24 protein-coding genes and 2 pseudogenes are annotated in these 23,324 nt (G+C 67.9%); 16 read left to right on the forward strand and 10 right to left on the reverse strand.

The features are described from left to right. A pseudogene (locus AC07Z7_RS06915) lies at positions 1 to 155 on the reverse strand (5-dehydro-4-deoxyglucarate dehydratase); the annotation flags it as partial. A 224-nt stretch (positions 156 to 379) separates the two neighbouring features. Between AC07Z7_RS06915 and AC07Z7_RS06920 the strand changes: the two are divergent. Beyond that, positions 380 to 1,417, forward strand: coding sequence for a LacI family DNA-binding transcriptional regulator (locus AC07Z7_RS06920; RefSeq protein ID WP_494765787.1), 1,038 nt, complete (start codon positions 380 to 382; stop codon positions 1,415 to 1,417). Here AC07Z7_RS06920 and pdxR read toward each other — a convergent pair. Next, entirely contained in the window at positions 1,414 to 2,883 is a 1,470-nt protein-coding gene (gene pdxR, locus AC07Z7_RS06925; RefSeq protein ID WP_494765788.1) for a MocR-like pyridoxine biosynthesis transcription factor PdxR, read from the reverse strand. The two genes, AC07Z7_RS06920 and pdxR, sit on opposite strands and share 4 nt — an antisense overlap. A gap of 106 nt (positions 2,884 to 2,989) precedes the next feature. On the opposite strand from pdxR, the gene AC07Z7_RS06930 reads away from it, so the two are divergent. Then, the gene (locus AC07Z7_RS06930; protein WP_494765789.1) at positions 2,990 to 3,646 is read left to right on the forward strand and encodes a pyridoxamine 5'-phosphate oxidase family protein; all 657 of its coding nucleotides are present in this window, start codon (positions 2,990 to 2,992) and stop codon (positions 3,644 to 3,646) included. 4 nt (positions 3,647 to 3,650) lie between these two features. Here the strand turns inward: AC07Z7_RS06930 and ispF are convergent, their stop codons facing one another. Then, positions 3,651 to 4,130, reverse strand: coding sequence for a 2-C-methyl-D-erythritol 2,4-cyclodiphosphate synthase (gene ispF / locus AC07Z7_RS06935; RefSeq protein ID WP_494765790.1), 480 nt, complete (start codon positions 4,128 to 4,130; stop codon positions 3,651 to 3,653). A 148-nt stretch (positions 4,131 to 4,278) separates the two neighbouring features. Continuing rightward, entirely contained in the window at positions 4,279 to 5,184 is a 906-nt protein-coding gene (locus AC07Z7_RS06940) for an IspD/TarI family cytidylyltransferase (RefSeq protein WP_494765791.1), read from the reverse strand. Between the two features lie 192 nt (positions 5,185 to 5,376). Here AC07Z7_RS06940 and mfd point away from each other — a divergent pair, with 192 nt between their 5' ends. The 9 genes and pseudogenes from mfd (at position 5,377) to AC07Z7_RS06985 (ending at position 15,952) form a co-directional block, all read left to right on the forward strand. Further along, the gene (mfd, locus tag AC07Z7_RS06945) at positions 5,377 to 8,853 is read left to right on the forward strand and encodes a transcription-repair coupling factor (RefSeq protein ID WP_494765792.1); all 3,477 of its coding nucleotides are present in this window, start codon (positions 5,377 to 5,379) and stop codon (positions 8,851 to 8,853) included. An 82-nt stretch (positions 8,854 to 8,935) separates the two neighbouring features. After that, positions 8,936 to 9,598 (forward strand): hypothetical protein, encoded by a 663-nt coding sequence (locus AC07Z7_RS06950; protein ID WP_494765793.1) that lies wholly within the window; start codon positions 8,936 to 8,938, stop codon positions 9,596 to 9,598. Continuing rightward, positions 9,582 to 10,367, forward strand: coding sequence for an alpha/beta hydrolase (locus AC07Z7_RS06955; RefSeq protein ID WP_494765794.1), 786 nt, complete (start codon positions 9,582 to 9,584; stop codon positions 10,365 to 10,367). The genes AC07Z7_RS06950 and AC07Z7_RS06955 overlap by 17 nt, the downstream gene beginning before the upstream one ends. Positions 10,368 to 10,503: 136 nt before the next feature. Beyond that, a pseudogene (locus tag AC07Z7_RS06960) lies at positions 10,504 to 10,617 on the forward strand (DUF3149 domain-containing protein); the annotation flags it as partial. Between the two features lie 211 nt (positions 10,618 to 10,828). Beyond that, the gene (gene serB, locus AC07Z7_RS06965; RefSeq protein WP_094287681.1) at positions 10,829 to 11,542 is read left to right on the forward strand and encodes a phosphoserine phosphatase SerB; all 714 of its coding nucleotides are present in this window, start codon (positions 10,829 to 10,831) and stop codon (positions 11,540 to 11,542) included. Between the two features lie 22 nt (positions 11,543 to 11,564). Then, positions 11,565 to 12,149: a redoxin domain-containing protein gene (locus tag AC07Z7_RS06970; RefSeq protein ID WP_494765795.1), complete on the forward strand. Its 585-nt coding sequence runs from the start codon at positions 11,565 to 11,567 to the stop codon at positions 12,147 to 12,149. Between the two features lie 166 nt (positions 12,150 to 12,315). Next, a complete protein-coding gene (locus tag AC07Z7_RS06975; protein ID WP_494765796.1) occupies positions 12,316 to 12,780 on the forward strand; it encodes a (2Fe-2S)-binding protein in 465 nt (154 codons plus the stop codon). Beyond that, positions 12,777 to 14,888, forward strand: coding sequence for a xanthine dehydrogenase family protein molybdopterin-binding subunit (locus tag AC07Z7_RS06980; protein ID WP_494765797.1), 2,112 nt, complete (start codon positions 12,777 to 12,779; stop codon positions 14,886 to 14,888). Before AC07Z7_RS06975 ends, AC07Z7_RS06980 begins: the two co-directional genes overlap by 4 nt. Before the next feature lie 29 nt (positions 14,889 to 14,917). Beyond that, positions 14,918 to 15,952 carry a helix-turn-helix transcriptional regulator gene (locus AC07Z7_RS06985; RefSeq protein WP_494765798.1) on the forward strand — a complete coding sequence of 345 codons (1,035 nt, stop codon included), beginning with the start codon at positions 14,918 to 14,920 and terminating at the stop codon, positions 15,950 to 15,952. Between the two features lie 40 nt (positions 15,953 to 15,992). Here the strand turns inward: AC07Z7_RS06985 and AC07Z7_RS06990 are convergent, their stop codons facing one another. Further along, positions 15,993 to 16,523 (reverse strand): RrF2 family transcriptional regulator, encoded by a 531-nt coding sequence (locus AC07Z7_RS06990; protein ID WP_494765799.1) that lies wholly within the window; start codon positions 16,521 to 16,523, stop codon positions 15,993 to 15,995. Positions 16,524 to 16,615: 92 nt separating this feature from the next. On the opposite strand from AC07Z7_RS06990, the gene ytfE reads away from it, so the two are divergent. Together ytfE and AC07Z7_RS07000 are read left to right on the forward strand one after the other, a co-directional pair. Next, positions 16,616 to 17,386 carry an iron-sulfur cluster repair protein YtfE gene (gene ytfE, locus AC07Z7_RS06995; protein ID WP_205734102.1) on the forward strand — a complete coding sequence of 257 codons (771 nt, stop codon included), beginning with the start codon at positions 16,616 to 16,618 and terminating at the stop codon, positions 17,384 to 17,386. Next, positions 17,383 to 17,823 carry a group III truncated hemoglobin gene (locus AC07Z7_RS07000; RefSeq protein WP_494765800.1) on the forward strand — a complete coding sequence of 147 codons (441 nt, stop codon included), beginning with the start codon at positions 17,383 to 17,385 and terminating at the stop codon, positions 17,821 to 17,823. Before ytfE ends, AC07Z7_RS07000 begins: the two co-directional genes overlap by 4 nt. A gap of 31 nt (positions 17,824 to 17,854) precedes the next feature. On the opposite strand, the gene AC07Z7_RS07005 is transcribed toward AC07Z7_RS07000, so the two are convergent. Together AC07Z7_RS07005 and AC07Z7_RS07010 are read right to left on the reverse strand one after the other, a co-directional pair. Continuing rightward, positions 17,855 to 18,028, reverse strand: coding sequence for a LiaI-LiaF-like domain-containing protein (locus AC07Z7_RS07005; RefSeq protein WP_165773869.1), 174 nt, complete (start codon positions 18,026 to 18,028; stop codon positions 17,855 to 17,857). 36 nt (positions 18,029 to 18,064) lie between these two features. Then, on the reverse strand, positions 18,065 to 18,958 hold the full coding sequence (locus tag AC07Z7_RS07010; protein WP_494765801.1) for a LysR family transcriptional regulator: 894 nt from the start codon (positions 18,956 to 18,958) through the stop codon (positions 18,065 to 18,067). 132 nt (positions 18,959 to 19,090) lie between these two features. Between AC07Z7_RS07010 and AC07Z7_RS07015 the strand changes: the two genes are divergently transcribed. Beyond that, positions 19,091 to 19,627 (forward strand): GNAT family N-acetyltransferase, encoded by a 537-nt coding sequence (locus AC07Z7_RS07015; protein WP_165773868.1) that lies wholly within the window; start codon positions 19,091 to 19,093, stop codon positions 19,625 to 19,627. Next, entirely contained in the window at positions 19,624 to 20,727 is a 1,104-nt protein-coding gene (locus AC07Z7_RS07020) for a branched-chain amino acid ABC transporter permease (RefSeq protein WP_494765802.1), read from the forward strand. The genes AC07Z7_RS07015 and AC07Z7_RS07020 overlap by 4 nt, the downstream gene beginning before the upstream one ends. Before the next feature lie 27 nt (positions 20,728 to 20,754). On the opposite strand, the gene AC07Z7_RS07025 is transcribed toward AC07Z7_RS07020, so the two are convergent. Genes AC07Z7_RS07025 through AC07Z7_RS07035 form a run of 3 tightly spaced genes read right to left on the reverse strand, consistent with a single transcriptional unit; the run spans position 20,755 to position 21,819 of the window. Next, entirely contained in the window at positions 20,755 to 20,982 is a 228-nt protein-coding gene (locus tag AC07Z7_RS07025) for a DUF3820 family protein (protein WP_094287647.1), read from the reverse strand. A 10-nt stretch (positions 20,983 to 20,992) separates the two neighbouring features. After that, positions 20,993 to 21,355, reverse strand: coding sequence for a translation initiation factor Sui1 (locus AC07Z7_RS07030; protein WP_494765803.1), 363 nt, complete (start codon positions 21,353 to 21,355; stop codon positions 20,993 to 20,995). Then, positions 21,352 to 21,819 carry a DUF2721 domain-containing protein gene (locus tag AC07Z7_RS07035; RefSeq protein ID WP_094287643.1) on the reverse strand — a complete coding sequence of 156 codons (468 nt, stop codon included), beginning with the start codon at positions 21,817 to 21,819 and terminating at the stop codon, positions 21,352 to 21,354. Before AC07Z7_RS07035 ends, AC07Z7_RS07030 begins: the two co-directional genes overlap by 4 nt. A 210-nt stretch (positions 21,820 to 22,029) precedes the next feature. On the opposite strand from AC07Z7_RS07035, the gene AC07Z7_RS07040 reads away from it, so the two are divergent. Next, on the forward strand, positions 22,030 to 23,310 hold the full coding sequence (locus AC07Z7_RS07040; RefSeq protein WP_494765804.1) for a DEAD/DEAH box helicase: 1,281 nt from the start codon (positions 22,030 to 22,032) through the stop codon (positions 23,308 to 23,310). Positions 23,311 to 23,324 lie beyond the last annotated feature (14 nt).

Below are 23,324 nucleotides of genomic sequence, written 5' to 3' on the forward strand. Positions count from 1 at the left end.
CCGGCGGCAAACGGGGCACTGGCGCCGTAGGGGGCGAGCCACTCCAGGCGCTCGATGTAGGTCTTGGGGCGGAAGTTACCCTGCGCGTCGAAGTCCGTGATGGGGAAGGACAGCAGGCCGGAGCCCATGATGGTTTTGAGGTCTTGGGGAGTCATGGTGAATGGCGCGCGGTGAAGGGTGGAAAACAAACCAACAGGTCGTACAAGCTAGTTCTTCTCGCGGTAAATCTGAAAAATCTCGCCTGAATACGCAAATGTTAACGTTAACATCATCAGACAACATAGGATAAACCCTTGGTTTTGACTTCAATGAACGCGGATGCACCGCGAGGCCGCCTGCGGCATCGGTCAAGCGACTTCCCGCTTTAGACTCCGCCACCATGCACGCCCCCGACCCGGCCCACCCTGCCCCTCTCCTTGGCCGCGACCGCCCCGCCGTCACGCTGCGCGAGGTGGCCGAGCGCGCAGGCGTGTCGATGATCACCGTCTCGCGCGCCATCAATACGCCGCAGCAGGTGTCCGAGCGCACGCGGGAACGCGTGCAGGAGGCCGTGTCTGCACTGGGTTATGTACCCAACCTGGTGGCGGGCGGGTTACGGTCGGCACGCAGCCATGTGGTCACGGCTTTAGTGCCCACACTCACAGGCCCCTTGTTTGGCGAGATGGTGCAGGCGCTGACCGAGGCTCTGGAACTGCGCGGCTTTCAGGTGATGCTGGGCCAAGTGGGCTACGCGCGTTCCCGCGAGGACGAATTGCTGCGCGCCATCGTCGGCCGACGACCCGATGGCATCGTGCTCACGGGTGTGATGCACTCACCCGAAGGGCGGCGTCTGCTCACCGCCTCGGGCATCCCTATTGTCGAAACCTGGGACTTCACCGACACCCCCATCGACATGCTGGTGGGCCTGCGGCATGAAGCGCTGGGCGCGGCCGTGTGCGAGCACCTGTTTGCCAAGGGTCGGCGACACCTGGCGCTGCTCAGTGGTGGCGACGAGCGCGCCGCCCGCCGCGCACGCGGCTTTGAAGCCGCCGCCCTGCGCCTGGGACTGCGCCAGCCCGCCATACGGCTGGGCAAATCCCCCACCACCCACGCCGATGGTCGCGAGGGATTGGTGGCCCTGCTGGCCGATACGCCCGACATCGATGCAGTGTTCTGCAGCTCCGACATGCTCGCCCTGGGCGTGCTGACCGAAGCGCGCGTGCGCGGCATCGCCGTGCCCGATCAGCTCGCAGTGATGGGATTTGGCGACATCGACTTCGCAGAGACCGTGAGCCCCAGCCTCTCCACTGTGCGCATCGACGGCACCCGCATGGGCCAGGCGGCGGCGCAGCTGATTGCCGACCGGGCCGAGGGCCAGCCCGTGTCAGAACCCGTAGTGGACATCGGCTTTTCCATCATCGAGCGGGACAGCACCTAGGCACCGCCACGCACCACGGCAGCGAGCTTTTTCACCAGCGGCTCCATCGCCTCCACCGGCACCTGCGCATAGCCCAGCAGAAAGCCGCGCCAGGGCTGCGCGCGCAGGCCCACGGCGTGCAGACTCAGGGCCGGAGCCATGATGCCGTGCTGTGCCATGAGGCGCCTGCTCAGCGCCACATCATCGGCCGCAGCGTCGTGCAAGCGCAGAGCCAGGTGCATGCCCGCCGTGCCGCCGTGTACGGTAGCCACATCGCCCAGGTGCTGCGCCAGCGCGGCCACCAGCGCATCGCGCCGCTGGCGGTACAGGCGGCGCATGCGCCGCAGGTGCAGGGCGAACTGGCCACTCACGATGAACTCGGCCAACGCCCGCTGGTCGGCCGTGCGCCCACGCGGCGCGGCGCGGTCCAGCAGCAGGGCCAGCGCGGGCGCCAGGGCCGTGGGCACCACCATGAAGCCGATGCGCAGGCCGGGGAACATGGTCTTGCTGAAGGTGCCCAGGTAGACCACCGGCGCGTCGGGCGCCAGCCCCTGCATGCAGGCCAGGGGCGGCCCGTCGTGGCGAAACTCGCTGTCGTAGTCGTCCTCTATCACCAGCGCGCCCGCCTGGCGCGCGCCATCAATCAGCGCCAAGCGCCGCGCCAGGCTCATCACACTGCCCACCGGGTACTGGTGCGAGGGGGTGGTGTAGATCAGCCGGGGCCGCTGGCGCAGCCAGTCGCTCGCCGTGGGGGCCATGCCGTCGGCGTCCACCACAATGCCCACGGCCTTGAGCTGCGCGGCGCGGAAGGCCGCCACGGCGCCCTGGTAGCCGGGGTTCTCCATCCACAGCTTGTCGCCTGCATCGGCAAAGGCGCGAGCACACAGGTCCAGGCTGCTTTGTGTGCCGTCGGTGATGAAGACCTGCGCGGCGTCTACCAACGCGCCGCGTGCCACGCGCAGGTGGCCCGCGATGGCCTCGCGCAGCGCGGGCTCGCCCGCCGGGTCGGCATAGTTGAGCTGTGCGGGTGCTAGCGACGCCCAGGCTTTGTCCAGCATGCGCCGCCAGCGCACCACCGGGAAGTCGCCCAGCGCGGGCACGCCGGGGGCGAACGCCGCCGCCGTTTCCGATCCGGGCAGCAGTGGCATGTTCTGCGCGCGCCGCGACAGACACGAGCGTCCCTCAAGCACAGGCGCCACGGGCGTGGAGCCTGCCACCAGTCGCCCAGCCAGCGGTGCCACCACACTGCCGCGCCGGGTGGCCACGATGAAGCCCTCGGTGGCGAGCTGCTCGTAGGCATACAGCACACTGTTGCGCGCCACGCCCAGCTCGACGGCCAGCGTGCGGCTGGCGGGCAGGCGGGTGCCGCTGGCCAGGGCGCCACTGCGGATGCCATGGCGCAGGCACTCGTGCAGCTGGCGCTGCTGCGACCAGCGCACATGTGCAGGCTGCGCCTTGAAGGCGCCGAACAGCAGCTGAAAATCCATGGCGGTCTGTGGCCCTAAAAAATAGTTTGCTTGTGGGTCTTATTCTGGCACCAAGCAGCGTCTACATTGCGCCCCTTCATCCACTTCCCCATCGGAACCACGCACCGTGAACGACACAGCCGCCACCCAGCCCGCCACCGACCGCACCCGCGTCCGCCGCGTGGCCGAAAACGCCCGCTACGACCGCGCCACGCTGCACGCCATCATCGACGCCGCCTACCTGTGCCATGTGGCCTTTGCCGACGACAAGGGCACACACAACATCCCCACGGCCTGCTGGCGCGAGGGCGAGCACCTATACATCCATGGCTCGAATGGCGGGCGCATGGTCAAGTGGCTGGGCCAGGGTGCGCAGGCCTGTGTCACCATCACCCACCTCGACGGCCTGGTGCTGGCGCGCTCGGCCTTCAACCATTCGATGAACTACCGCTCGGCCATGGTGTATGGCCGCTTCGAGCCCGTGGCCGACAAGCACGCCGCACTGACCGCGCTCATGGACCACATCGCAGTGGGCCGCCAGGCCGATATCCGCGCGGGCAATGACAAGGAGTTTGCGGCCACCACCGTGCTGCGCATTGCCCTCGATGAAGCCGCCTGCAAGGTGCGCAGCGGCCCGCCGGTGGACGACGCTGAGGACATGCTGCACCCCGTGTGGGCGGGTGTGCTGCCGCTGGTGCAGGTGCGCGGTGCGCCCGTGGCCGACCCGCTGAACACGGCCGCCACACCGGGCTATGTAGCAGCCTGGGCGGTGCAAACCGACTGAAGGCTCAGGCCTTGTAGATCAGCGCCACTGCGCGCGCTTCCATGGCCAGGCCCTGGCCCACGGGCCCCAGGCGCTCGGCCGTCTTGGCCTTCACATTCACCTGGTCGGGCGCCACCTGCAGGGCCTTGGCGATGCACTCGCGCATGCCGGGGATGTGCGCGGCCAGGCGCGGCGCCTGCGCCACCACGGTGCTGTCCACATTGCCAATACTGTACCCCGCAGCGCGCACCCGGCGCGCCGCCTCGGCCAGCAGCACGGCCGAATCGGCGCCGCGAAACTGCGCATCGGTGTCGGGAAAGTGCCGGCCGATGTCGCCCAGCCCTGCTGCACCCAGGATGGCGTCGGTGATTGCATGCAGCAGCACATCGGCATCGGAGTGGCCGAGCAGGCCCATGGTGTGCGGAATGAGAACGCCGCCGATCACCAGGGCACGGCCGGGCACCAGCGCATGCACATCCCAACCCTCACCAATCCTGAAATTCATCTCTATCCTTTTCTAAGCGATTCACAAAGCTGTCTTGGCGCGGCTGCACCACCCTGACAGAGCCGCTGCACAAAGCTTGGTGAACCGCTGCATGTCTATTGATCCATCACTTCTCTGCACAAACACTGACCACGCGCGCAGGAAGGCTTCAAAAAATCGTCTTGCGCCCTGTCTCGCTGGCGCCGTGGCCGCGCTCGCCGCCAAAACGGGCCAGCGTAGTGCCGTAGCCGCGCTGGGCCAGCACGGCCTCGGCCAGCGCAAAGTCGTCGGGGTAGGTCACCTTGAAGTTCTGTGCGCCGCCCGGCACCAGGCGCGGGTGCAGACCCATGGCCTCCATGGCGCTGGCTTCGTCGGTCACGTTGGTGCCCACCTTGGCCAGCGCGTCCTGCAGCGGGCCAATGCGAAACATCTGCGGCGTCTGTGCCAGCCACTTGTTGCTGCGGTCCACGGTGGAGGCCACGCGCACGCCGCCCGGTCCATCGATGGAGGTCTTGAGCGTGTCGGCCAGCTGGTGGGCCAGCAAGCCGCCTACGGAGTCGTGCACACAGGCGTCGATGAGCCGATCGATCTGCTCGGCCGTGACCAGGCAGCGCGCGGCATCGTGCACCAGCACCCAGTCGTCGCGCTGGGCGCCGCGCTCCAGCAAGGTTTTGATACCACCCTGCACCGTGGCGGCGCGCGTCGGGCCGCCGCAGTGGGCCACAAAAAACGAGGGATGGGCATGGGCGTCCAGGAAGTGGTCCCCCGGCGCCACCGCCACCAGCGTGCCCGCCAGCCGCGCCACGCCCGCAAACGCGGCCAGCGTGTGCATGACCATGGGGTGGCCCGCCACCAGGTGGTACTGCTTGGGCAGCGGCGGCGGCGCGGGCTCGCCCGCAGCACCAGCCAGCGCGCCAAAGGCCGACACCGTGCTGCCTGCGGGGGCTGCAGGCGGTGCAGCCACGGCCCGCAAGCCCATGCCCGCGCAGGGCACCAGCGCCCACAAACGCCCTGGTGACGACGTGGGTGCGTGGGGGGCAGCGAGCGAGGGTTGCAGCAGCGGGTCGATGGTCATGAGAGGCGCATTCTAGGAGGATGCACCCAGGGGTCTGCGCAACAACCCGACGCCCGACGTGGCACCGGCATCCAAGGCGGCATACAGCGCATCCGGCCATGGGTCACTAAAATGTCCCGTTGCCCCCGATCCAGCCCGTGCGCGCTCCGTGCCCCGGGGGATGCGGTGGCCCTGACGACCGACACCGTCCGCATGGAACTCCCCAAACTCTCCCCCGGAAAACGCTTTGCCCTGCCCCGCCCCGTGGGCAGCGCCGACTCCCTGCTGCTGGCCCGTCTGGCCGAGCGCGACAAGGCCGCAGGCCGCACCACCGCCATCGTCACGGCCGACGCCACCGATGCGCAGCGCCTCATCGACGAGATGGCTTTCTTCGCACCCACGCTGCGCTGCGCGTTGTTCCCCGACTGGGAGACCCTGCCCTACGACACCTTCTCGCCGCACCAGGACCTGATCAGCGAGCGGCTGGCCACGCTGTGGCACATCTCGCAGAAAGACAAGGAAACAGGCGCCGACGTGGTGCTGGTGCCCGCCACCACGGCGCTGTACCGCCTCGCCCCGCCCTCCTTCCTGGCGGGCTACACCTTCCACTTCAAGGTCAAGCAAAAGCTCGACGAGGCGAAGTTCAGGGCCCAGCTCACGCTGGCGGGCTACTCGCATGTTTCGCAGGTGGTGAGCCCGGGCGAGTACGCGGTGCGCGGCGGGCTGATCGACCTGTTCCCCATGGGCTCCCTGGTGCCCTACCGGGTGGACCTGTTCGACGACGAGATCGACAGCATCCGCACCTTCGACCCGGACAGCCAGCGCAGCCTGTACCCGGTGCCCGAGGTGCGACTGCTGCCCGGCCGCGAGTTCCCGATGGACGACGACGCGCGCGCCAAGTTCCGCAGCCGCTGGCGCGAGATGCTGGAAGGCGACCCGACCAAGAGCCGCATCTACAAGGACATGGGCGCGGGCGTGGCCACGGCCGGTATCGAGTACTACCTGCCGCTGTTCTTCGACGACACGGCCACCGTGTTCGACTACCTGGGCGGCGAGGCGACCGTGGTGCTGCATGGCGACCTGGAGCCCGCGTTCCAGCGCTTTTGGCAGGACACGAAAGACCGCTTTCGCCTGGTGCAGGGCGACCCCGAACGGCCGGTGCTACCGCCCGAGTCACTATTCCTCTCGGCCGACCAGTTCTACACACGTGCCAAGGAGCATGCCCAGCTGTCCATCCGCCCCGGGGTGGAGGACGTGGACGACAACCCGCACTTCCAGAAGCTGGGCGACCTGTCGGTGGTGCGTGGGGCCGAGGACCCGCTGGCCCGCCTGCATGCCCACATCCGCAACACGCAGCACCGCGTGCTGCTGCTGGCCGAAAGCGATGGCCGCCGCGAGAGCCTACTCGACTTTCTACGCGCCAGTGGGGTGAACCCACCCGCCTTCGACTCGCTGGCCGAGTTCCAGGGCACGGAGGGCGAAAAGGTGGGCATTGCCACCGCCGGCCTCACCGTAGGCTTCAGCTGGATCGAGGACGGTATCGACTTCGTCACCGAGACCGAGTTGTTTGCCGCCGGCCCCACCACGCGCCGCCGCAAGAAGCAGGAGCAAGTGAGCGATGTCGAGGCCCTGATCAAGGACCTGGCCGAGCTCAACGTGGGCGACCCGGTGGTGCACAGCCAGCATGGCATCGGCCGCTACCGGGGCCTCGTCAACATGGACGTGGGCAACAAGAACCCCGACGGCACGCCCGCCATGCAGGAGTTCCTGCACCTGGAATACGCCGACAAGGCCGTGCTCTACGTGCCCGTGAGCCAGCTGCAGCTGATCAGCCGCTACACCGGTGTGAGCGCCGACGAGGCCCCGCTGCACAAGCTCGGCAGCGGCCAGTGGGAAAAGGCCAAGCGCAAGGCCGCCGAGCAGGTGCGCGACAGCGCGGCCGAGCTGCTCAACATCTACGCCCGCCGCGCGGCGCGCGAGGGCCATGCCTTCCGCTACAGCCCGCAGGACTACGAGACCTTTGCCAACGACTTCGGCTTTGAAGAAACGGCCGACCAGAACGCCGCCATCCACGCCGTGATCCAGGACATGATCAGCCCCCGCCCCATGGACCGCCTGGTCTGCGGCGACGTGGGTTTTGGCAAGACCGAGGTCGCCCTGCGCGCGGCCTTCGTGGCCGTCACCGGGGGCAAGCAGGTGGCCTTCCTCGCGCCCACCACGCTCTTGGCCGAGCAGCACTACCAGACGCTGGTGGACCGCTTCAGCAAATGGCCGGTGAAGGTGGCCGAAGTGTCGCGCTTTCGCTCGGGCAAGGAGATCACCGCCGCCATCAAGGGCATCGGCGACGGCACGGTGGACATCGTGGTGGGCACGCACAAGCTGCTGTCCGAATCCACCAAGTTCCACAACCTGGGCCTGCTCATCATCGACGAGGAGCACCGCTTTGGCGTGCGCCACAAGGAGCAGATGAAGGCCCTGCGCGCCGAGGTGGACGTTCTCACCCTCACGGCCACGCCCATCCCGCGCACGCTGGGCATGGCGCTCGAAGGGCTGCGCGACCTCAGCGTCATCGCCACCGCGCCGCAGCGGCGCCTGGCGATCAAGACCTTCGTGCGCAACGAGGGCACGGGCGTGATCCGTGAAGCGGTGCTGCGCGAACTGAAGCGCGGCGGCCAGGTCTACTTCCTGCACAACGAGGTGGAGACCATCGAGAACCGCCGCCAGAAGCTCGAAGAAATCCTGCCCGAGGCCCGCATCGCCGTGGCCCACGGCCAGATGCCCGAGCGCGAGCTGGAGCGTGTGATGCGCGACTTCGTGGCCCAGCGCTTCAACATTCTGCTGTGCTCGACCATCATCGAGACCGGCATCGACGTTCCCACGGCCAACACCATCATCATGAGCCGCGCCGACAAGTTCGGCCTGGCGCAGCTGCACCAGCTGCGTGGCCGCGTGGGCCGCAGCCACCACCAGGCGTATGCCTACCTCATGGTGCCCGACACCGAGGGCCTGACCAAGCAGGCCGCGCAGCGCCTGGACGCCATCCAGCAGATGGAGGAACTGGGCAGCGGCTTCTACCTGGCCATGCACGACCTGGAAATCCGCGGCGCCGGAGAGGTGCTGGGCGAAAACCAGAGCGGCAACATGCTGGAGGTGGGCTTCCAGCTGTACAACGAAATGCTGAGCGAGGCCGTCAAGGCGCTCAAGGCCGGCAAGGAGCCCGACCTGCTCTCGCCCCTGTCGGTCACCACCGACATCAACCTGCACGCCCCCGCCCTGCTGCCCGACGACTATTGCGGCGACGTGCACCTACGCCTGTCGTTCTACAAAAAGCTGGCCACCGCCAAGACGCCCGACCAGATCGACGGCCTGCTCGAAGAGATCGTGGACCGCTTCGGCAAGCTGCCGCCCCAGGCCCAGACCCTGATCGACGTGCACCGCCTGCGCGTGCTGAGCCAGCCCTACGGCGTGGTGAAGGTGGATGCGGCGCCTGGCGTCATCAACATCACCTTCAAGCCCCAGCCCCCCATCGACCCGATGCGCATCATCGAGCTGATCCAGAAGAACAAGCACATCAAGCTGGCGGGCAACGAGAAGCTGCGCATCGAGCGCGAGCTGAAGGAGCCCAAGGACCGCGCGCAGATGGTGCGGGACATCCTGCGGTCGCTGGGGCAGCCGGTGGTGGCCGCATGAGTGACCAATTTTGAGAAAAATTGGCCTCTCCCGCGCTTCCATCAAGCCGCAACAGCTATCAATAGCGTAGCAAAAGACGGCCATGTGGATTGAAGGCATCCTCCTCCTTGTGTCCCTGGCTGCCGCCCTGGCCGCACGGCCCTGGCGCATGCTGGCCAGCCGCAAGCCGCTGGCGCACGAAACCCACGGCACGCCGTCGGCGCTGTGGACGCCGCTGCTTGCCACGCTGGTCTTTCTGCCCTGGATGTGGGCCCTGCCCACACTGCACGCCATGCCGCTGCAGCTGCAGTGGTCAGGCGCCTGCCTGGTGGTGCTGATGCTGGGCTGGCCGCTGGCCATCCCCGTGCTCATGGCCGTGGGCACCCTGGCCTGCCTGGTTTCGCCCGCACTGGCCTGGGCGGACGCGCTGGGCGCCACGGTGTGGCTGGGCGTGGTGCCCGCCACGCTGGCGCTGGGCCTGGGCGCGCTGGTGCGGCGCTACACCGGCACCAAGCCATTTGTCTATGTACTGGGCCGCGCGTTTCTGGGCACGGTGGTCTGCGTGTTTGCAGCGGGCGTGCTGTCGCAGTGGAGCGGCCACCTGCTGCCCGGCGTGGGCGATGAGCTGTCACTGGTGGCGCGCTGGCTGATGGCCTGGGGCGACGGTTTTGTCACCGGCATGCTCGCGGCGATTTTTGTGGCCTTCAAGCCCGAGTGGCTGGCCACCTGGTCGGACCGGCTGTACCTGCATGGCCGAAAGCCCTGACTCCGACGCCCCAGAGGCCGCAGTGCACAGCGCACCCGTCGCCGTGCGCACGCCTTTTACCGTGGCCCACGGCGCCCACCAGTTGCATGGCTGCACCTGGAGCCACATGGCCGCATCGGTGCCGCGCCTGCTGTCTCTGCATGGCGGCGGTGCGACCACCAACCACCGGCGTGTGGACTACCTGCTCCAGCCTCTGGCCACCCAACGCTGGGCCGGTGCTGCCTTCGACTTTGTAGGCCACGGCACCACGGGCGGCAGCCTGCTGGGCTCCAGCCTGGCAGACCGCCAGGCTCAGGCGCTGGCTGTAGCGGCCCACCTGGGCCTGGGGGCAACACATCCGCCCTTGGCCTTGATCGCCTCCAGCATGGGCGGCCACACGGCCTGTCAGCTGCTGGATACGCTGCAGCCACGCGCCCTGGTGCTGTTCTGCCCAGCGGCCTACACACCAGCGGCAGAGCACCAGCCCTTCGGCCCAACCTTTCAGCAGACCTTGCGCGCCACCACGGACTTCGCCGATGCCCTTGCCTGGGCAGCATTGCGGCGCTTTCGCGGTCGGTTGCTGCTGGTCTGGGGCGCGGAGGATGCGGTGATCCCGCCCACGGTCATCCGGGGCTACAGCCAGGCCGCCATGGCCGCGCGCAGCGTGGACGTGGTCCAGTTGCCTGGCGTGGGCCATGCCCTGCACGCGTGGCTGCAGACCCAGCCGGTGGCGGCCCTGGCGCTGCTGCAGCGCATCGCCGCCCTGCTGGCGGCGGCGGAACGGGATTGAGTCACACGGCGCCATAGCCGAGCACGTCCCTCCCGCTTCAGGCCATGCCAGCATGCAGCCGATGCTTGACAAAGCGCAAGAGGCATTGCCCGGCGCAGCGCGATAGTGCACGCCACACCAACCAGGAGTGCCCACCATGAAGCTGCTGAACGATCTTTTCTCTACCGACTACGGCCTGATGAGCATCATTGGCATCGGGTTCATGCTGTGCATGGCCGCGTTTTTCCTGCGCATGTTCCTGGTCAAGATGAACGAGCCGCCCGCACCCAACCCTGCGGGTCGCGCAGGGGCTGGCAGTGGCAGCATCAAGGGCCCGCCGCCGTCGCGCTGAAGCGGCGGCGCTGCGGGGGCGCCGCACCCACTGTGGCAGGGCAACCGGCGCAGACGGAAGGGGCATGAAGCGGGGCGATACCATTGCGGGTTCTGTTCTCCCCCACACCAAACACCCCGTCGTCTGCGCCATGACCCACGCTACCGAATTCGCCCCCGGCCTCGTCATCCAGGGCATCACGCCCCCGCTGTCCCTGTCGAGCTACAAGCTCATCGCTTTTGACATGGACTCCACCCTCATCAACATCGAGTGTGTGGACGAAATCGCCGACGCCGCAGGCCGCAAGGCCGAGGTGGCCGCCATCACCGAAGCGGCCATGCAGGGCGTGATCACCGACTACAAAGAGAGCCTGCGCCAGCGCGTGGCCCTGCTCAAGGGCGTGACAGTGCAGCACATGGAGCAGGTCTTCACCGAGCGCCTGCGTTTCAACCCCGGTGCCAAGGAGTTGATCACCGCCGCCAAGGCGGCGGGCCTGACCACGCTGCTGGTCTCCGGCGGCTTCACCTTTTTCGCCGACCGCGTGAAGGCCGGGCTGGGCATTGATTTCGCCCGCTCCAACATGCTCGAAGTGCAAGATGGCCAGCTCACCGGCCGCATGGTGGATCAGGCCTGGGGCGACATCTGTGATGGTGCCGAAAAGCGCCGCACGCTGCTGGAAGTGGCTTCGCTCATGGGCATCTCGCCCCAGCAGGCGATTGCCGTGGGCGACGGCGCCAACGACCTGCCCATGATGGGTGCAGCGGGCCTGTCGGTGGCCTACCACGCCAAGCCCGCCGTGCGCGCGCAGGCCAAGGTGGCCATCAACCAAGGCGGGCTGGACCGGCTGCTGGAAGTGCTGCGCTGATTCGCAACACCACAGCCCCGCCATGCTGAAGGCCCTTTCCGCCCGCGCCGCGCAGTCCTTGCGCAAAAGCTGGAAGCAGCACCTGACGACCCTCGTGCTCGCCTGGGTCGCCATCGTGGCGGTGGACACCTGGCGCACGCGCGACCTGCCACAGGGGCCCGCACCCGATGCTGCGCTGGTGATGGCCGCCAGCGCTGGCGCCCCCGCCCCCACCACCCTGGCCGCATGGCGCGCCCAGCATCCCGGCCAGGCCGTGGCCGTGCACTTCTGGGCCGAATGGTGTGCAGTGTGCAAGCTCGAAGAGCCCAGCATTGCCAGCCTGTCCGGCCACTGGCCCGTGCTGGGCGTGGCTATGCAGTCGGGCAACGCCGAGCGGGTGGCCCAGGTGCAGCGCCAGCGCGGCATGCCCTGGCCCACGGCGGTGGACCCACAGGGCACCCTGTCGCACAGCTGGGGCGTGCGCTCCGTGCCCGCGCTGGTGGTGATCGATACGCACGGCCAGGTGCGGTTTGCCACCTCGGGCTACACGCCCGAGTGGGCCATGCGCCTGCGGCTGTGGTGGGCACAGACCATGCCACAGTGGAAAGCATTGCTTCCAAAACAATAGCTGCTTGCGCTTGATGGACGCGCGCAGACGGCTATTTTGACCACTATTTTTTGTTCCACCGGGCGCCCCATGCCCTGATGCGCCCCGCGCTGCGTGTGGCGCAAATCTTCAAGACCCGCCACCCCCGTCCTTTGCACACTGGCCCCGTCACACCCACGGAGGCCCCATGCACATCACCCTGAACCAACAAGCCCAGCCGGTGCCCCCCGGCTGGGAGGACGAACCCCTGCTCTGGCTGCTGCGCGAGCCGCTGGGCCTCACGGGCACCCGCTTTGGCTGCGGCATGGGCCAATGTGGCGCCTGCACCGTGCTCATCGACGGCGTGGCGCAGCGCGCCTGCCTGCAGACGGCGCGCGGGCTGCAAGGGCGCTCCATCACCACCATCGAAGGCCTGGCGGCGCCCGATGGCACGCTGCACCCCGTGCAACAGGCCTGGCTGGACCTGCGCGTGCCCCAGTGCGGCTACTGCCAGAGCGGCCAGATCATGGGCGCCGTGGCCTTGCTGCGCGCCACGCCCCGCCCGAGCGATGCACAGATCGACGCCGCCATGTCGGCCCACCTGTGCCGCTGCGGCACCCAGCACCGGGTGCGCGAGGCCATCCACCAGGCTGCTGAGGGTGCGAAGCCATGAAGCGCCGCCAGTTTTTGGCAGCGGCAGGCGCCGGGGTACTCACCGTCACGCTGGCGGGCTGCAGCCTGGTGCCGGTGATCCCCAAGCGCCCCACCTCCACCGCCGATGACGCGCTGGGCTGGATACGGCACGAAAACGGCCGCTACACCCTGTGGCTGCCCAGTGCCGAAATGGGCCAGCAGATCAGCGCCGCGCTGCAGGGCCTGGCCGCTGCCGAGCTGGGTGTGCCGCCCGCACAAGTACACCTGCAACTGCCCAGCACCCGCCACATCGCCCGCGTGCGCGCCACCCTGGGCAGCGCCAGCGTGCAGGACTTTGCCCTGCCCCTGGCCCGCGCCTGCGCCACGCTGCGCGAGGCCCTGGCGCAAGGCCAGACCACGGGTACGCTGGCCGCGCGCGACATCCCGGCCAGCGCGCTGCGCAGCCTGCAGCCGCGCACTGGGGCCGCCAAAGAAGCTGCGGTGGCGCCGGGCCAGCTGCACGCCCTCGTCACCGGCCAGCCGCTGTTTGCGGGCGACACACGCCTGCCCGGCCTGCTCTATGGCCGCGTGCTGCGCGCACCGGTGTCGGCCGAAATCACCTCGCGCCCCAAGGCGTGGGACGAAACAGCCGCTCGCGCCGACCCAGCCTGCGTGGCCGTGGTGCAGCACCCGCGCCTGTTGCAGATGGGCAGCCTGGGCCTGGGCATCGTGGCGCGCACGCCCTCAGCGCTCGACCGCATCGAGGCCACGCTGGCGGTGCAGTGGCAGGTGGAAGATGGCAGCGCCTTCGAACAGGCGGCCATCGACGAGCGCATCGACATCGACACGCACCTGCGCCGGGGCGCGCTGCAGCACCGCCTGCGCAAGGACGACCTGCCCACAGACACAGCCTGGTCGCTGGACCTGCGCATGGACGTGCCCCTGGCCGCCCACGCGCCCATCGAGCCACGCAGCGCCACGGCGCATTGGCTGGCCGACGCAGGCAAAGAAGGCATCGCCCTGAAGGTATGGGCGGGCACCCAAGACCTGTTCTACATGCGCGACGTGCTCGCCCGCCAGTTCAGCCTGGACGCTGAACGCATCGAGGTCCAAGCCTGCCGCATCGGCGGCGGCTTTGGCGGCCGCACCCTGTGCACGGTGGAGCTGGAGGCCACCGTGCTCGCCCAGGCCGTGGGCGCGCCCGTCAAGGTGCAATGGAGCCGCGCGCAGGAGTTTGCCCAGGGCTTCCAGCGCCCGCCCTCCAGCCACCGTGTGCGGGCCCGCGTGCAAGGCGGGCGCATCACCCACTGGTGGCATGCGCTGGCCAGCAGCCACATCCTGTTCACGCCCGCCGCCATGCCGGTGTGGATGCAGACCCTGGCCGACCTGGCGGGCGACAGCGGCGTGGCCCGCGGCGCACAAATGCCCTACGACGTGGCCCAGCAGCGCATCGAATTCACCGCCCAGCGCCTGCCCGTGCACACCGGCCCTTGGCGCGGCCTGGGCGCGGGGCCCAACACCCTGGTGGTGGAAAGCGCCATGGACGAATGCGCGCGCCACGCCGGGGCCGACCCGCTGGCCTGGCGCCTGCAGCACACCACTGATGAACGTCTGGCCCAGGTGCTGCGCCGCGCCGCCGCCGAAGCCCGCTGGCCAGCGCGCCCCGCCAGCGACGCCACCACCCTGCGCGGGCGCGGCATCGCAGGCGGCATCTACAAAGGCGTGAGCTATGCCGCCGCCGTGGCCGATGTGGAGGTGCAGCGCGCCACCGGCCAGGTGCGTGTGGTGGCGATGTGGTGCGCGCACGACTGCGGCCTGGTGCTGCAGCCCGACGGCGTGCGCGCGCAGACCGAGGGCAACCTCGTGTGGTGCCTGGGCATGGTGCTGCACGAGCAACTGCCCGTGGCCCGCTCGGGCGTGGCAGCGGCCAGCTTTGCCGACTACCCGCTGCCACGCATGGGCGACATTCCGCCGCTGCATGTGCACCTGATCGACAGCAGCGCGCCGCCCACCGGTGCTGGAGAAACCGCCATGGTGGCCGGGGCCGGAGCGATCGCCAACGCGCTGCGCGACGCCACCGGCGTGCGTTTTGCCCGCCTGCCGGTGCGCAGTGCTGATGTGCTGCAGGCCTTGTCCACGCAGGCTTAGCGGGGTCGCACCAACGGCACAATCCGCCCATGCAAGACTTTGCCAGCGCCGCCATGGTCCGCCTGCTGGTGCGCGCCATGGCTGCGCACGGGCTGGTGCCGCCACCGCCCCCACCGGGTGCCGACGGGCTGGCCGCGAGCCACGTGCCCCTGGCCTACAAGCGCAGCGTGGTCGAAGCCGTGCTGCACCAGGGCGGCCTGGGCACGCTGCTGCAGCTGGCGCAGCGGGTGGACCTGCTGGCGGGCGACCCGGTGCACCGCGCGCTGCTGGGGGCAAGCAGCCCGCCCGAGCTGATGGCACGCTGGCAGCGGCTGGAGCGGTATGTGCATTCGCGCCACCAGGTCAGCATCACGGCCAGCATCCCCGGCGAACTGGCACTGCGCCACCACGCGCGCCCCGGTGTGCCGGAAGAACCCCACCCCACCGAAAGCCTGGCAGTACTCGGCGTGCTGATGGGCGCCAGCCGGGCCCTGGGCGTGCGCGGGTTGCGGGTGGAGATCGGCGCGCCCGAGGCCGCAGGCCACCGCGTGAACCTGCGGATGGAAGCCCCTGTCGCCACCCCGGCCGAACTGCACGCGCAACTGGCACCGCTGGCCGCGCAAAAATTGCTAGGCCATTGGACCTTGCATTGGGAACATCACGACAGCAAGGCGCCCACGCCCCCCACCTTGCAGCCCCAGCCCGCCACCCACCTGTGCGACGCCCTGCCCTGGCCACCGCTGGCGCACCAGCTGGCGCGCCATGTGCTGCAGGACCCGGCAGCGCTGCACACGGTGGATGCACTGGCCCAGCACACGGGCCTGGCCCGCCGCAGCCTGCAGCGGGCGCTGACCGAACGCGGCCTGAGCTGCCGCCACATCGTGACAGAGGCACGTGCGCGGGTAGCTGCGCAATGGCTGCTGGAGAGCCCGCATGGCCTCGCAGAAATCGGGTTTGCGTGCGGCTTTGCCGACCAGCCCCACTTCACACGCGAATTTGCGCGGCATGTGGGCCTGACCCCGGCGCGCTACCGGAAGGCGTTTGCTGGTGCATGCATGGCAGAGCCGCAGAAACTATCAATTTGATAGCAAATAGCCGATATCCATCGCGCGGAAACCGCGATTTTTATTCAAGATTCTCGGCTTTGGACGGCAGCCCGGCCACGGGTGCGCGCCTGCGCGTGGCGCCACCGCCCTGGGGCAGTGCCACCGTGGGCAGCAAGGCCCGTGCGGCCGCCCCACCCGCAGCGGCCGGGGCCATCAGGTCGGCCAGCGTCACGCTGTCCAGCACCGCCAGATAAGCCTGCATGGCCTGCCACAACACGCCCTTGAGGCGGCAGTGGCTGCTCAGGCGGCACTGGTTGGTGGTGGGGTCAAAACACTCCACCAGGTTGAAGTCGGTCTCGGTGGCGCGCACCACGGCGCCGACGTTGATGGCCGACGCAGGCACCATCAGCCGCATGCCACCGCCCCGCCCGCGCGTGGTCTCCAGCAGCCCTTGGGCGGCCAGCTGCTGCACGATTTTCATCAGGTGGCTGCGCGAGATGCCATAGCCCTCGGCCACTTCGGTGATGGTCGCCGGCTGCTCGCGGGCTTCGGTGGCCGCGCAGTACATGAGCACGCGTAGCGTGTAGTCGGTCCATTGGGTCAGGCGCATGGGTTTTGCCGCAGGTCAATTTAAAGAGGTATGCGGGATGAATTTTATTGAATAAAATATTCACAACAAATGAATCTTTAAAAGGAACCGCCATGAACGCCCGCGTTGACCACCTGGATACTGCTCCCGCCCACCCCACGCCCCTCAGCACCGACCAGCAGATCGGCCAGATCGCGGTGCAACTGCCCGGTGCCACGGCGGTGTTTCGTCGGCTCAAGCTCGACTTTTGCTGCGGCGGCCAGGTGAGCCTGGCCCAGGCGGCGGCTGACAGGGGGCTGGATGCCAACGCCGTGCTGGCCGAGCTGGCCACCCTGCAACGCAGCGACGCCGTGCCCGAAGCCGCATCGCCCAGCGCGCTCATCGACCACATCCTGGCGCGCTACCACGAGGTGCACCGCCAGCAGCTGCCCGAGCTGATCCGCATGGCCCGCCGCGTGGAAGCCGTGCACCGCGACAACCCCCATGTGCCCGCCGGGCTGGCCGATCACCTCGAAACCATGCATGAGGAGCTGCTCTCGCACATGCTCAAGGAAGAGCAGGTGCTGTTCCCCATGCTCAAGAGCGGCGGCAACCCCTTTGTGGGCCAGCCCATCGGCATGATGCGCGCCGAACATGTGGACCATGGCGAGGCGCTGGACAAGCTCAACGCCCTGACCAACGACGCCACACCGCCCCAAGGCGCCTGCAACACCTGGCGCGCGCTGTATGCAGGCATTGCCCAGCTGGGCGACGACCTCATCCACCACATTCATCTGGAGAACAACGTGTTGTTCCCGGTTTTCGAGGCCAGCGCGGCACCTGCGTCGCAAGCTTGCGGTCCGTCAGGCTGCGCCTGCAGCGGCGGGGGCACACTGCAGGCATGACGCAGCAAACACCTTTACCCGACAGCTCCGTGAGCCATATGCCACCCAGCGTGGAAAGCATCACGCGGCTGGTGCATGGCTTCTACGGCGATGTGCGCCAGAACCCGCTGCTGGGGCCCGTGTTTGAAAAGGCCCTGCACGGCCAGTGGGACGCCCACCTGCAGCGGCTGGTGGACTTCTGGAGCACGGTGGCGCTGGGCACGCGCAGCTTCAAGGGAGATGTGTTTGGCAAGCACATGGCGCTGGAGGGCGTGACGCCCGCCCACTTTGCAGCCTGGGTGGGGCTGTGGCAGCAGCACACCAGCCGCCTGTTCGCCCCCGAGGTGGCACACGACCTGCAGGTGGCGGCGCATGGCATTGCGCGCAATCTGTTCCGGGGCTACTTTGGCAGCGACCCGGCGTTTGTGCCGCCGCGCAGCGAGCACGGCGGAGATTGAGTCAGGGCCCGGCCTGTTGTGCCGGGGCCAGTTACTTCTTTTTGTCGCCAGGCGTGAAGAACAGCGCCAGGCCCACCGCAATCAGCGCCACCGGCCACCACACCCGCAGCAGCTCGCGCAGGCTGATGCTGATCAGCCCCAGGTTGGTCAGCAGAAAAAACACGCCCAAAACGACCAGGACGATCGCAGCGATATGGCCTCTCATGTGCATTCCCTCGGGTAGTTGTGTGAATGGGCGCGATTATGGCGGGCCGGAGAGCTGGGCCCCCAGGTGATCCACAAACACACGCACCTTGGGTGACAAATGCCTGCTGGAGGGCCACAGCGCCCTGAATTGGCGGCTGGGGCCCATGTCCTGCTCCAGCACGCTGACCAGTCGGCCATCGGCCAGGGCATTGCGCACCAGAAAGTCAGGCAGACAGGCAATGCCAAGCCCGCGCAGCGTGGCGCCTAACACCGCCTCGATGTTGTTGCAGGCGAGTACGGTGCGCAGGCGCGGCTCGGGGCTGTCCAGGTTCTCGCGCCAGGGCCAGTCGAGCAGTTTGCCGGAGTCCGGGTGGCGAAAACGCACGCAGGCGTGCAGCTCCAGGTCGCGCATGGCAACGGGGGTGCCATGGCGCGTCAGGTAGGCCGGGGCCGCGCACAACAACAGCCGAAACGCCTGCAAAGGGCGCGAGACAAGACGGGAGTCGCGCAGATCGCCGCTGCGGATGGCCACGTCAATGCCTTCGTCGATCAGATCGACCGCACGGTCGCTGAAATTGATGTCCAGCTCCACTTCGGGGTGGCGCGCCAGAAACTCCGGCACCAGGGGAATCAGGAAGTGGTAACCCACGATGGGCGCGCTCACCCGCAGCCGTCCACGGGGGGCCTCGCGCGACAGGGACAGCATGGCCTGAGCATCGTCCAAGTCATCCAGGATGCGCCTGCAGCGCTCGTAAAACAAATTCCCCTCTGCCGTGAGCTGGATGCGCCGGGTGCTGCGCTGCAAAAGCCGCACACCCACCTCCTGCTCCAGCCGCGCCACGCCCTTGCCCACGGCAGACGCGGAGATCGCCAGCGCCCTTCCCGCCGCCACAAAGCTGCCCAGTTCTGCCGTTTTGACAAAGGCCCACATGCCGCTGAACTTGTCCATATGCCCCGCCGTTTTGGGTGTGTGCAATGCGCCTCATTCAAGCGTTTCATTCCGCAATGAAAGGAATAGAAACCACTTTTTTAACCATTCAAGCCAGTTTAATCTTCTCCAACCCACCCTCAAACCCACCGCATGACCACCCCGTTGTTCATTCACGCGAGCGCCCAAAGTCCCAGCGCTCTCCATGATTCACTGCTTGGCCTGCAAGCGGAATATCTGTCCTGGGTGCACCGCGAGATGGCGCGGTGCACTCCCGAAGTCGAGCTGCCGCAGGCCAATGGCGACGTGGATGTGGTTCAGGCGCTCTGCGCAGGGCTCTCAACGGGCAGCGCGCTTTATCTGATCGAAGTGGACGGCAAGGCTGCTGGCATGTGCGGCCTGCGCAGACTGGCTGGCAACATCGCCGAGATCAAGCGCCTGTACGTCCGCCCCGCCTATCGGGGCATGCAGCTGGGGTCGTCGGCCCTGCAAAGGCTGCTCGCAGATGCCCACCGATGGGGCCACACTCACCTCTGCCTGGATACTGCCCCCTTCATGGAGGCGGCACACCGGCTGTACGACACCCACGGGTTCACCGACTGCGCAGCATACGAAGGCACCGAGGTGCCTGTCGCGTGGCACAGCCAGTGGCGTTTCATGCAGCGCAGCATCGCTCCCGCCCGCCCATGAGGACATGTTTCGCACGGCATGCCAGGCACGCTGGCCTGGCCGCCAGCCTGCTCCTGCTGCCCCTGGTGCTGCAGAGCTGGGGCCACCACTGGGTGCGTGTGGCGGACATCAGCCTGCTGTACGTGATGTTGGCGCTGGGCCTGAACGTCGTGGTGGGCTATGCGGGCCTGCTCGACCTGGGGTATGTTGCCTTCTACGCTCTGGGTGCCTACCTGTTTGCGCTGCTGACCTCGCCGCACCTGACAGAGCACTTTGCCTGGATCGCAGCACGGTTTCCCAACGGGTTGCACACCCCCTGGTGGGTGACCATCCCGTTGGGCGCGGCGCTGGCAGCCATCCTGGGCATGCTGCTGGGGGCACCCACCCTGAAACTGCGCGGCGACTATCTGGCAGTGGTCACGCTGGGCTTTGGCGAGATCGTGCGCTTGCTGGTCATCAACATGGGCCACCCTGTCAACATCACCCACGGCGCACAGGGCCTGGGGCTGATCGACCCGGTCCGCATCCTGGGGGTGGACCTGGGCAAACCTCTGGTCGTGGCAGGCCACGAACTGGCCTCTGTCACCCTCTACTACTACCTGTTCCTGGCCCTGGTGCTGATCACCATAGGGGCCTGCCAGCGCCTGCAGGATTCGCGCATTGGCCGCGCATGGATGGCCATCCGCGACGACGAAACTGCGGCACGCTCCATGGGCATCAACACCCGCAATCTCAAGCTGCTGGCTTTTGGCGTGGGAGCCAGTTTTGGCGGTGTCACCGGCGCCATGTTTGCGGCCTTCCAGGGCTTTGTCTCGCCCGAAGCCTTCAGCCTGAACGAGTCAGTGCTCATCGTGGCCATGGTGGTGTTTGGCGGCATGGGCCATATCCCGGGCGTCGTCCTGGGAGCCGTGCTGCTTGCTGCCCTGCCCGAAGTGTTGCGCTACGTGGTCGGCCCTTTGCAGGCGGTGACCGACGGACAACTGGATGCCGGAGTGATGCGCCCCTTGCTGATTGCGCTGGCGATGATCGCCACCATGCTGTGGCGCTCCAGCGGTCTGTGGCCAGCGCCCGACAAGGCACAGGCACCCGGGTCAGCCCAAGCAGCCGGGCACGGCAGGTAACTGGCAGATCAGGACCTGTTCAGGACCTCAGCGTTCTGCAGCGCGCGCTCCGCGCAACGGCTTGAGCAGGTCCGACAAACCGTTGTGGTCAATCTCATGCATCAGCGCCAGCAACTGACCCAGCTCGCCCTTGGGGAAGCCCTCACGCGCAAACCAGTTCAGGTAGTTGCCGGGCAGGTCGGCCAGCAACGTGCCTTTGTGCTTGCCGTAAGGCATCTCGGTGGTGACCAGGCGCTGCAACTTGTCCGCATCCATCGCCAACCCCTCAGCCGCCCTCGCGCTTGACCTTGTGGCCGAGTTTTTGCAGCGCGGCCATCACACGCTCCACATGGTCGCCCTGCACTTCGATCACACCGTCTTTCACCGTGCCGCCACTGCCGCAGGCCGCCTTGAGCTGCTTGCCCAGTTGCGTGAGTGCAGCCTCGTCCACCAGCACGCCCTTGACCAGGGTCACGGCCTTGCCGCCCCGGCCCTTGGTTTCGCGGGACACGCGCACGATGCCGTCGCCGGTGGGCAAAGGCTTGTTCTGCTTGCAGGTGCATTGCGCCACGGGCTGGCGGCAGTCGGGGCACATGCGGCCCGATTCGGTGGAGTAGACGAGGCCACCCAGGTCTGCGAATGACTTCATCGCTTGTGCTCCACCTCGTTTTGCAGCATGTGGAAGTCCAGCAGGCGGGTGGCCAGCAGGGTTTCGGTGAGGAAGCACACCAATGCCAGCAGGAAGGACGCCACGCCCGCCAGGAAACCCGCCACCGCCAGCCGGTTGGACTGGAAGTTGGTCGTTTCGCCAAGGAACAGCAGGATGATGGTGATGCCGATCAGGAAGGCGCAGAACGTGAGCAGGGCAATGCAGCCGTTGGCCAGCCGCCCGCGCAGGCGCAGGTCGGCCAGCTCCTTGTAGGCGCGGGCCAGAAACTCGGGCTCGGTGCTGGCACGGGCACGGTCTTCCACCACGCGGGCCCGGTCGATGATGCGGGCCAGGCGCCCGGCCACCGCGCCGATCATGCCGGACACGGCGGTGAGCAAAAACACAGGGGCCACCGCCAGCTGGATGCCGTGGGTGATGGCAGAAGAGTCAAGGGTGAGGGCCATGGCGCTACCAAAAAGGGAAAACCGGCGGGGCGCCGGTGGCCCCGATTATCTGCGCGATGCCCCTTTGCAGGGCCCGCAGTGCGGCCCGGAATGCCATCGCCCCGGTGCGCGCGGGGGCCAGGACAGCAACTGCGGCGACAATCCCCCCATCTCCTTCCCCGTTTCGCGCTGCTGTGTAGCCCTTCCTGCCGCCGCCCCAGCGCCGCTTCCATGCCCTTTGCCTCCCTCGGTCTGTCCCCTGCCCTTGTCCACGCTGCAGAAAAAGCGGGTTTTGTCGCGCCCACGCCCATCCAGGCAGGCGCCATCCCCGCCATCCTGCAAGGGGCTGACCTGCTGGGGGCAGCCCAGACGGGGTCCGGCAAAACAGCGGCTTTTGCCCTGCCTTTGCTGCAGCAACTGCAGCTTAGCGAGACGCAAGGGCCTGGCGGCCCGCGCCGGGTGCGCGCCCTGATGCTGGTGCCCACGCGCGAGCTGGCCGCCCAGGTGGGCGAGGTGCTGCGCAGCCTGGCCCAGCACCTGCAGCAGCCGCTGAAAGTAGCCATCGTGTTTGGTGGCGTCTCGATCAACCCGCAGATGCTGGGCCTGCGTGGCGGCGCCGACATTGTGGTGGCCACGCCGGGCCGCCTGCTGGATTTGGTGGATCACAACGCGCTGCGCCTGTCGGCCGTGGCGCACCTGGTGCTGGACGAGGCCGACCGCCTGCTGGACCTGGGCTTTGCCGAAGAGCTGCAGCGTGTGCTGGCATTGTTGCCTGCACAGCGGCAGAACCTGTTCTTCTCGGCCACCTTCCCTGCAGCGGTGCAGGCGCTGGCCGATGGCCTGCTGAAAAACCCCGTGCGCGTGGAGGTGCCCCACACCCCGGGCAACGAACCCGCCATCGAACAACGCGCCATTGCGGTGGACGCCAGCCGCCGCACCCAGTTGCTGCGCCACCTGGTCAAGGAGCACAACTGGTCGCGTGTGCTGGTGTTTGTGGCCACGCAGTACGCGGCCGAACATGTGGCCGAGAAGCTGTACAAGGCGGGCATCTATGCATCGCCTTTCCACGGCGGCCTGAGCCAGGGCGCGCGCAAGCAGGTGCTGCAGGAGTTCAAGGACGAGCGCTGGCAGGTGGTGGTGACCACCGACCTGGCCGCGCGTGGCATCGACATTGCGCAGCTGCCTGCGGTGGTCAACTACGACCTGCCGCGCTCGGCCGTGGACTACGTGCACCGCATCGGCCGCACCGGCCGCGCGGGTGAGAGTGGCATGGCCGTGAGTTTTGTGACGGCCGATGCCGAGGCGCATTTCCGGCTGATCGAAAAGCGCCAGCACCTGGCCCTGCCGCGCGAGCAGATTGAGGGCTTCGAGCCCACCGAAACCGCAGCCCCCGCCACCGATCCGCAGGGTACCGGGGGCGTCAAAGGCAAACGGCCGAGCAAAAAGGACAAGCTGCGCGCCGCTGCGGCCGCGGCCGCTGCAACGTCAATCGCCGAAAAAAAAGGCTCCTGAACGGAGCCTGGGAG

The organism is Acidovorax sp. GW101-11A03, assembly GCF_059424825.1.

Excerpts from the sequence above, each read along its gene's own strand:
- AC07Z7_RS06920 (WP_494765787.1), top strand. The coding sequence starts at position 380 with ATGCACGCCCCCGACCCGGCCCACCCTGCCCCTCTCCTTGGCCGCGAC.
- pdxR (WP_494765788.1), bottom strand. The coding sequence starts at position 2,883 with ATGGATTTTCAGCTGCTGTTCGGCGCCTTCAAGGCGCAGCCTGCACAT.
- ispF (WP_494765790.1), bottom strand. The coding sequence starts at position 4,130 with ATGAATTTCAGGATTGGTGAGGGTTGGGATGTGCATGCGCTGGTGCCC.
- AC07Z7_RS06940 (WP_494765791.1), bottom strand. The coding sequence starts at position 5,184 with ATGACCATCGACCCGCTGCTGCAACCCTCGCTCGCTGCCCCCCACGCA.
- mfd (WP_494765792.1), top strand. The coding sequence starts at position 5,377 with ATGGAACTCCCCAAACTCTCCCCCGGAAAACGCTTTGCCCTGCCCCGC.
- AC07Z7_RS06950 (WP_494765793.1), top strand. The coding sequence starts at position 8,936 with ATGTGGATTGAAGGCATCCTCCTCCTTGTGTCCCTGGCTGCCGCCCTG.
- AC07Z7_RS06955 (WP_494765794.1), top strand. The coding sequence starts at position 9,582 with ATGGCCGAAAGCCCTGACTCCGACGCCCCAGAGGCCGCAGTGCACAGC.
- serB (WP_094287681.1), top strand. The coding sequence starts at position 10,829 with ATGACCCACGCTACCGAATTCGCCCCCGGCCTCGTCATCCAGGGCATC.
- AC07Z7_RS06970 (WP_494765795.1), top strand. The coding sequence starts at position 11,565 with ATGCTGAAGGCCCTTTCCGCCCGCGCCGCGCAGTCCTTGCGCAAAAGC.
- AC07Z7_RS06975 (WP_494765796.1), top strand. The coding sequence starts at position 12,316 with ATGCACATCACCCTGAACCAACAAGCCCAGCCGGTGCCCCCCGGCTGG.
- AC07Z7_RS06980 (WP_494765797.1), top strand. The coding sequence starts at position 12,777 with ATGAAGCGCCGCCAGTTTTTGGCAGCGGCAGGCGCCGGGGTACTCACC.
- AC07Z7_RS06985 (WP_494765798.1), top strand. The coding sequence starts at position 14,918 with ATGCAAGACTTTGCCAGCGCCGCCATGGTCCGCCTGCTGGTGCGCGCC.
- AC07Z7_RS06990 (WP_494765799.1), bottom strand. The coding sequence starts at position 16,523 with ATGCGCCTGACCCAATGGACCGACTACACGCTACGCGTGCTCATGTAC.
- ytfE (WP_205734102.1), top strand. The coding sequence starts at position 16,616 with ATGAACGCCCGCGTTGACCACCTGGATACTGCTCCCGCCCACCCCACG.
- AC07Z7_RS07000 (WP_494765800.1), top strand. The coding sequence starts at position 17,383 with ATGACGCAGCAAACACCTTTACCCGACAGCTCCGTGAGCCATATGCCA.
- AC07Z7_RS07005 (WP_165773869.1), bottom strand. The coding sequence starts at position 18,028 with ATGAGAGGCCATATCGCTGCGATCGTCCTGGTCGTTTTGGGCGTGTTT.
- AC07Z7_RS07010 (WP_494765801.1), bottom strand. The coding sequence starts at position 18,958 with ATGGACAAGTTCAGCGGCATGTGGGCCTTTGTCAAAACGGCAGAACTG.
- AC07Z7_RS07015 (WP_165773868.1), top strand. The coding sequence starts at position 19,091 with ATGACCACCCCGTTGTTCATTCACGCGAGCGCCCAAAGTCCCAGCGCT.
- AC07Z7_RS07020 (WP_494765802.1), top strand. The coding sequence starts at position 19,624 with ATGAGGACATGTTTCGCACGGCATGCCAGGCACGCTGGCCTGGCCGCC.
- AC07Z7_RS07025 (WP_094287647.1), bottom strand. The coding sequence starts at position 20,982 with ATGGATGCGGACAAGTTGCAGCGCCTGGTCACCACCGAGATGCCTTAC.
- AC07Z7_RS07030 (WP_494765803.1), bottom strand. The coding sequence starts at position 21,355 with ATGAAGTCATTCGCAGACCTGGGTGGCCTCGTCTACTCCACCGAATCG.
- AC07Z7_RS07035 (WP_094287643.1), bottom strand. The coding sequence starts at position 21,819 with ATGGCCCTCACCCTTGACTCTTCTGCCATCACCCACGGCATCCAGCTG.
- AC07Z7_RS07040 (WP_494765804.1), top strand. The coding sequence starts at position 22,030 with ATGCCCTTTGCCTCCCTCGGTCTGTCCCCTGCCCTTGTCCACGCTGCA.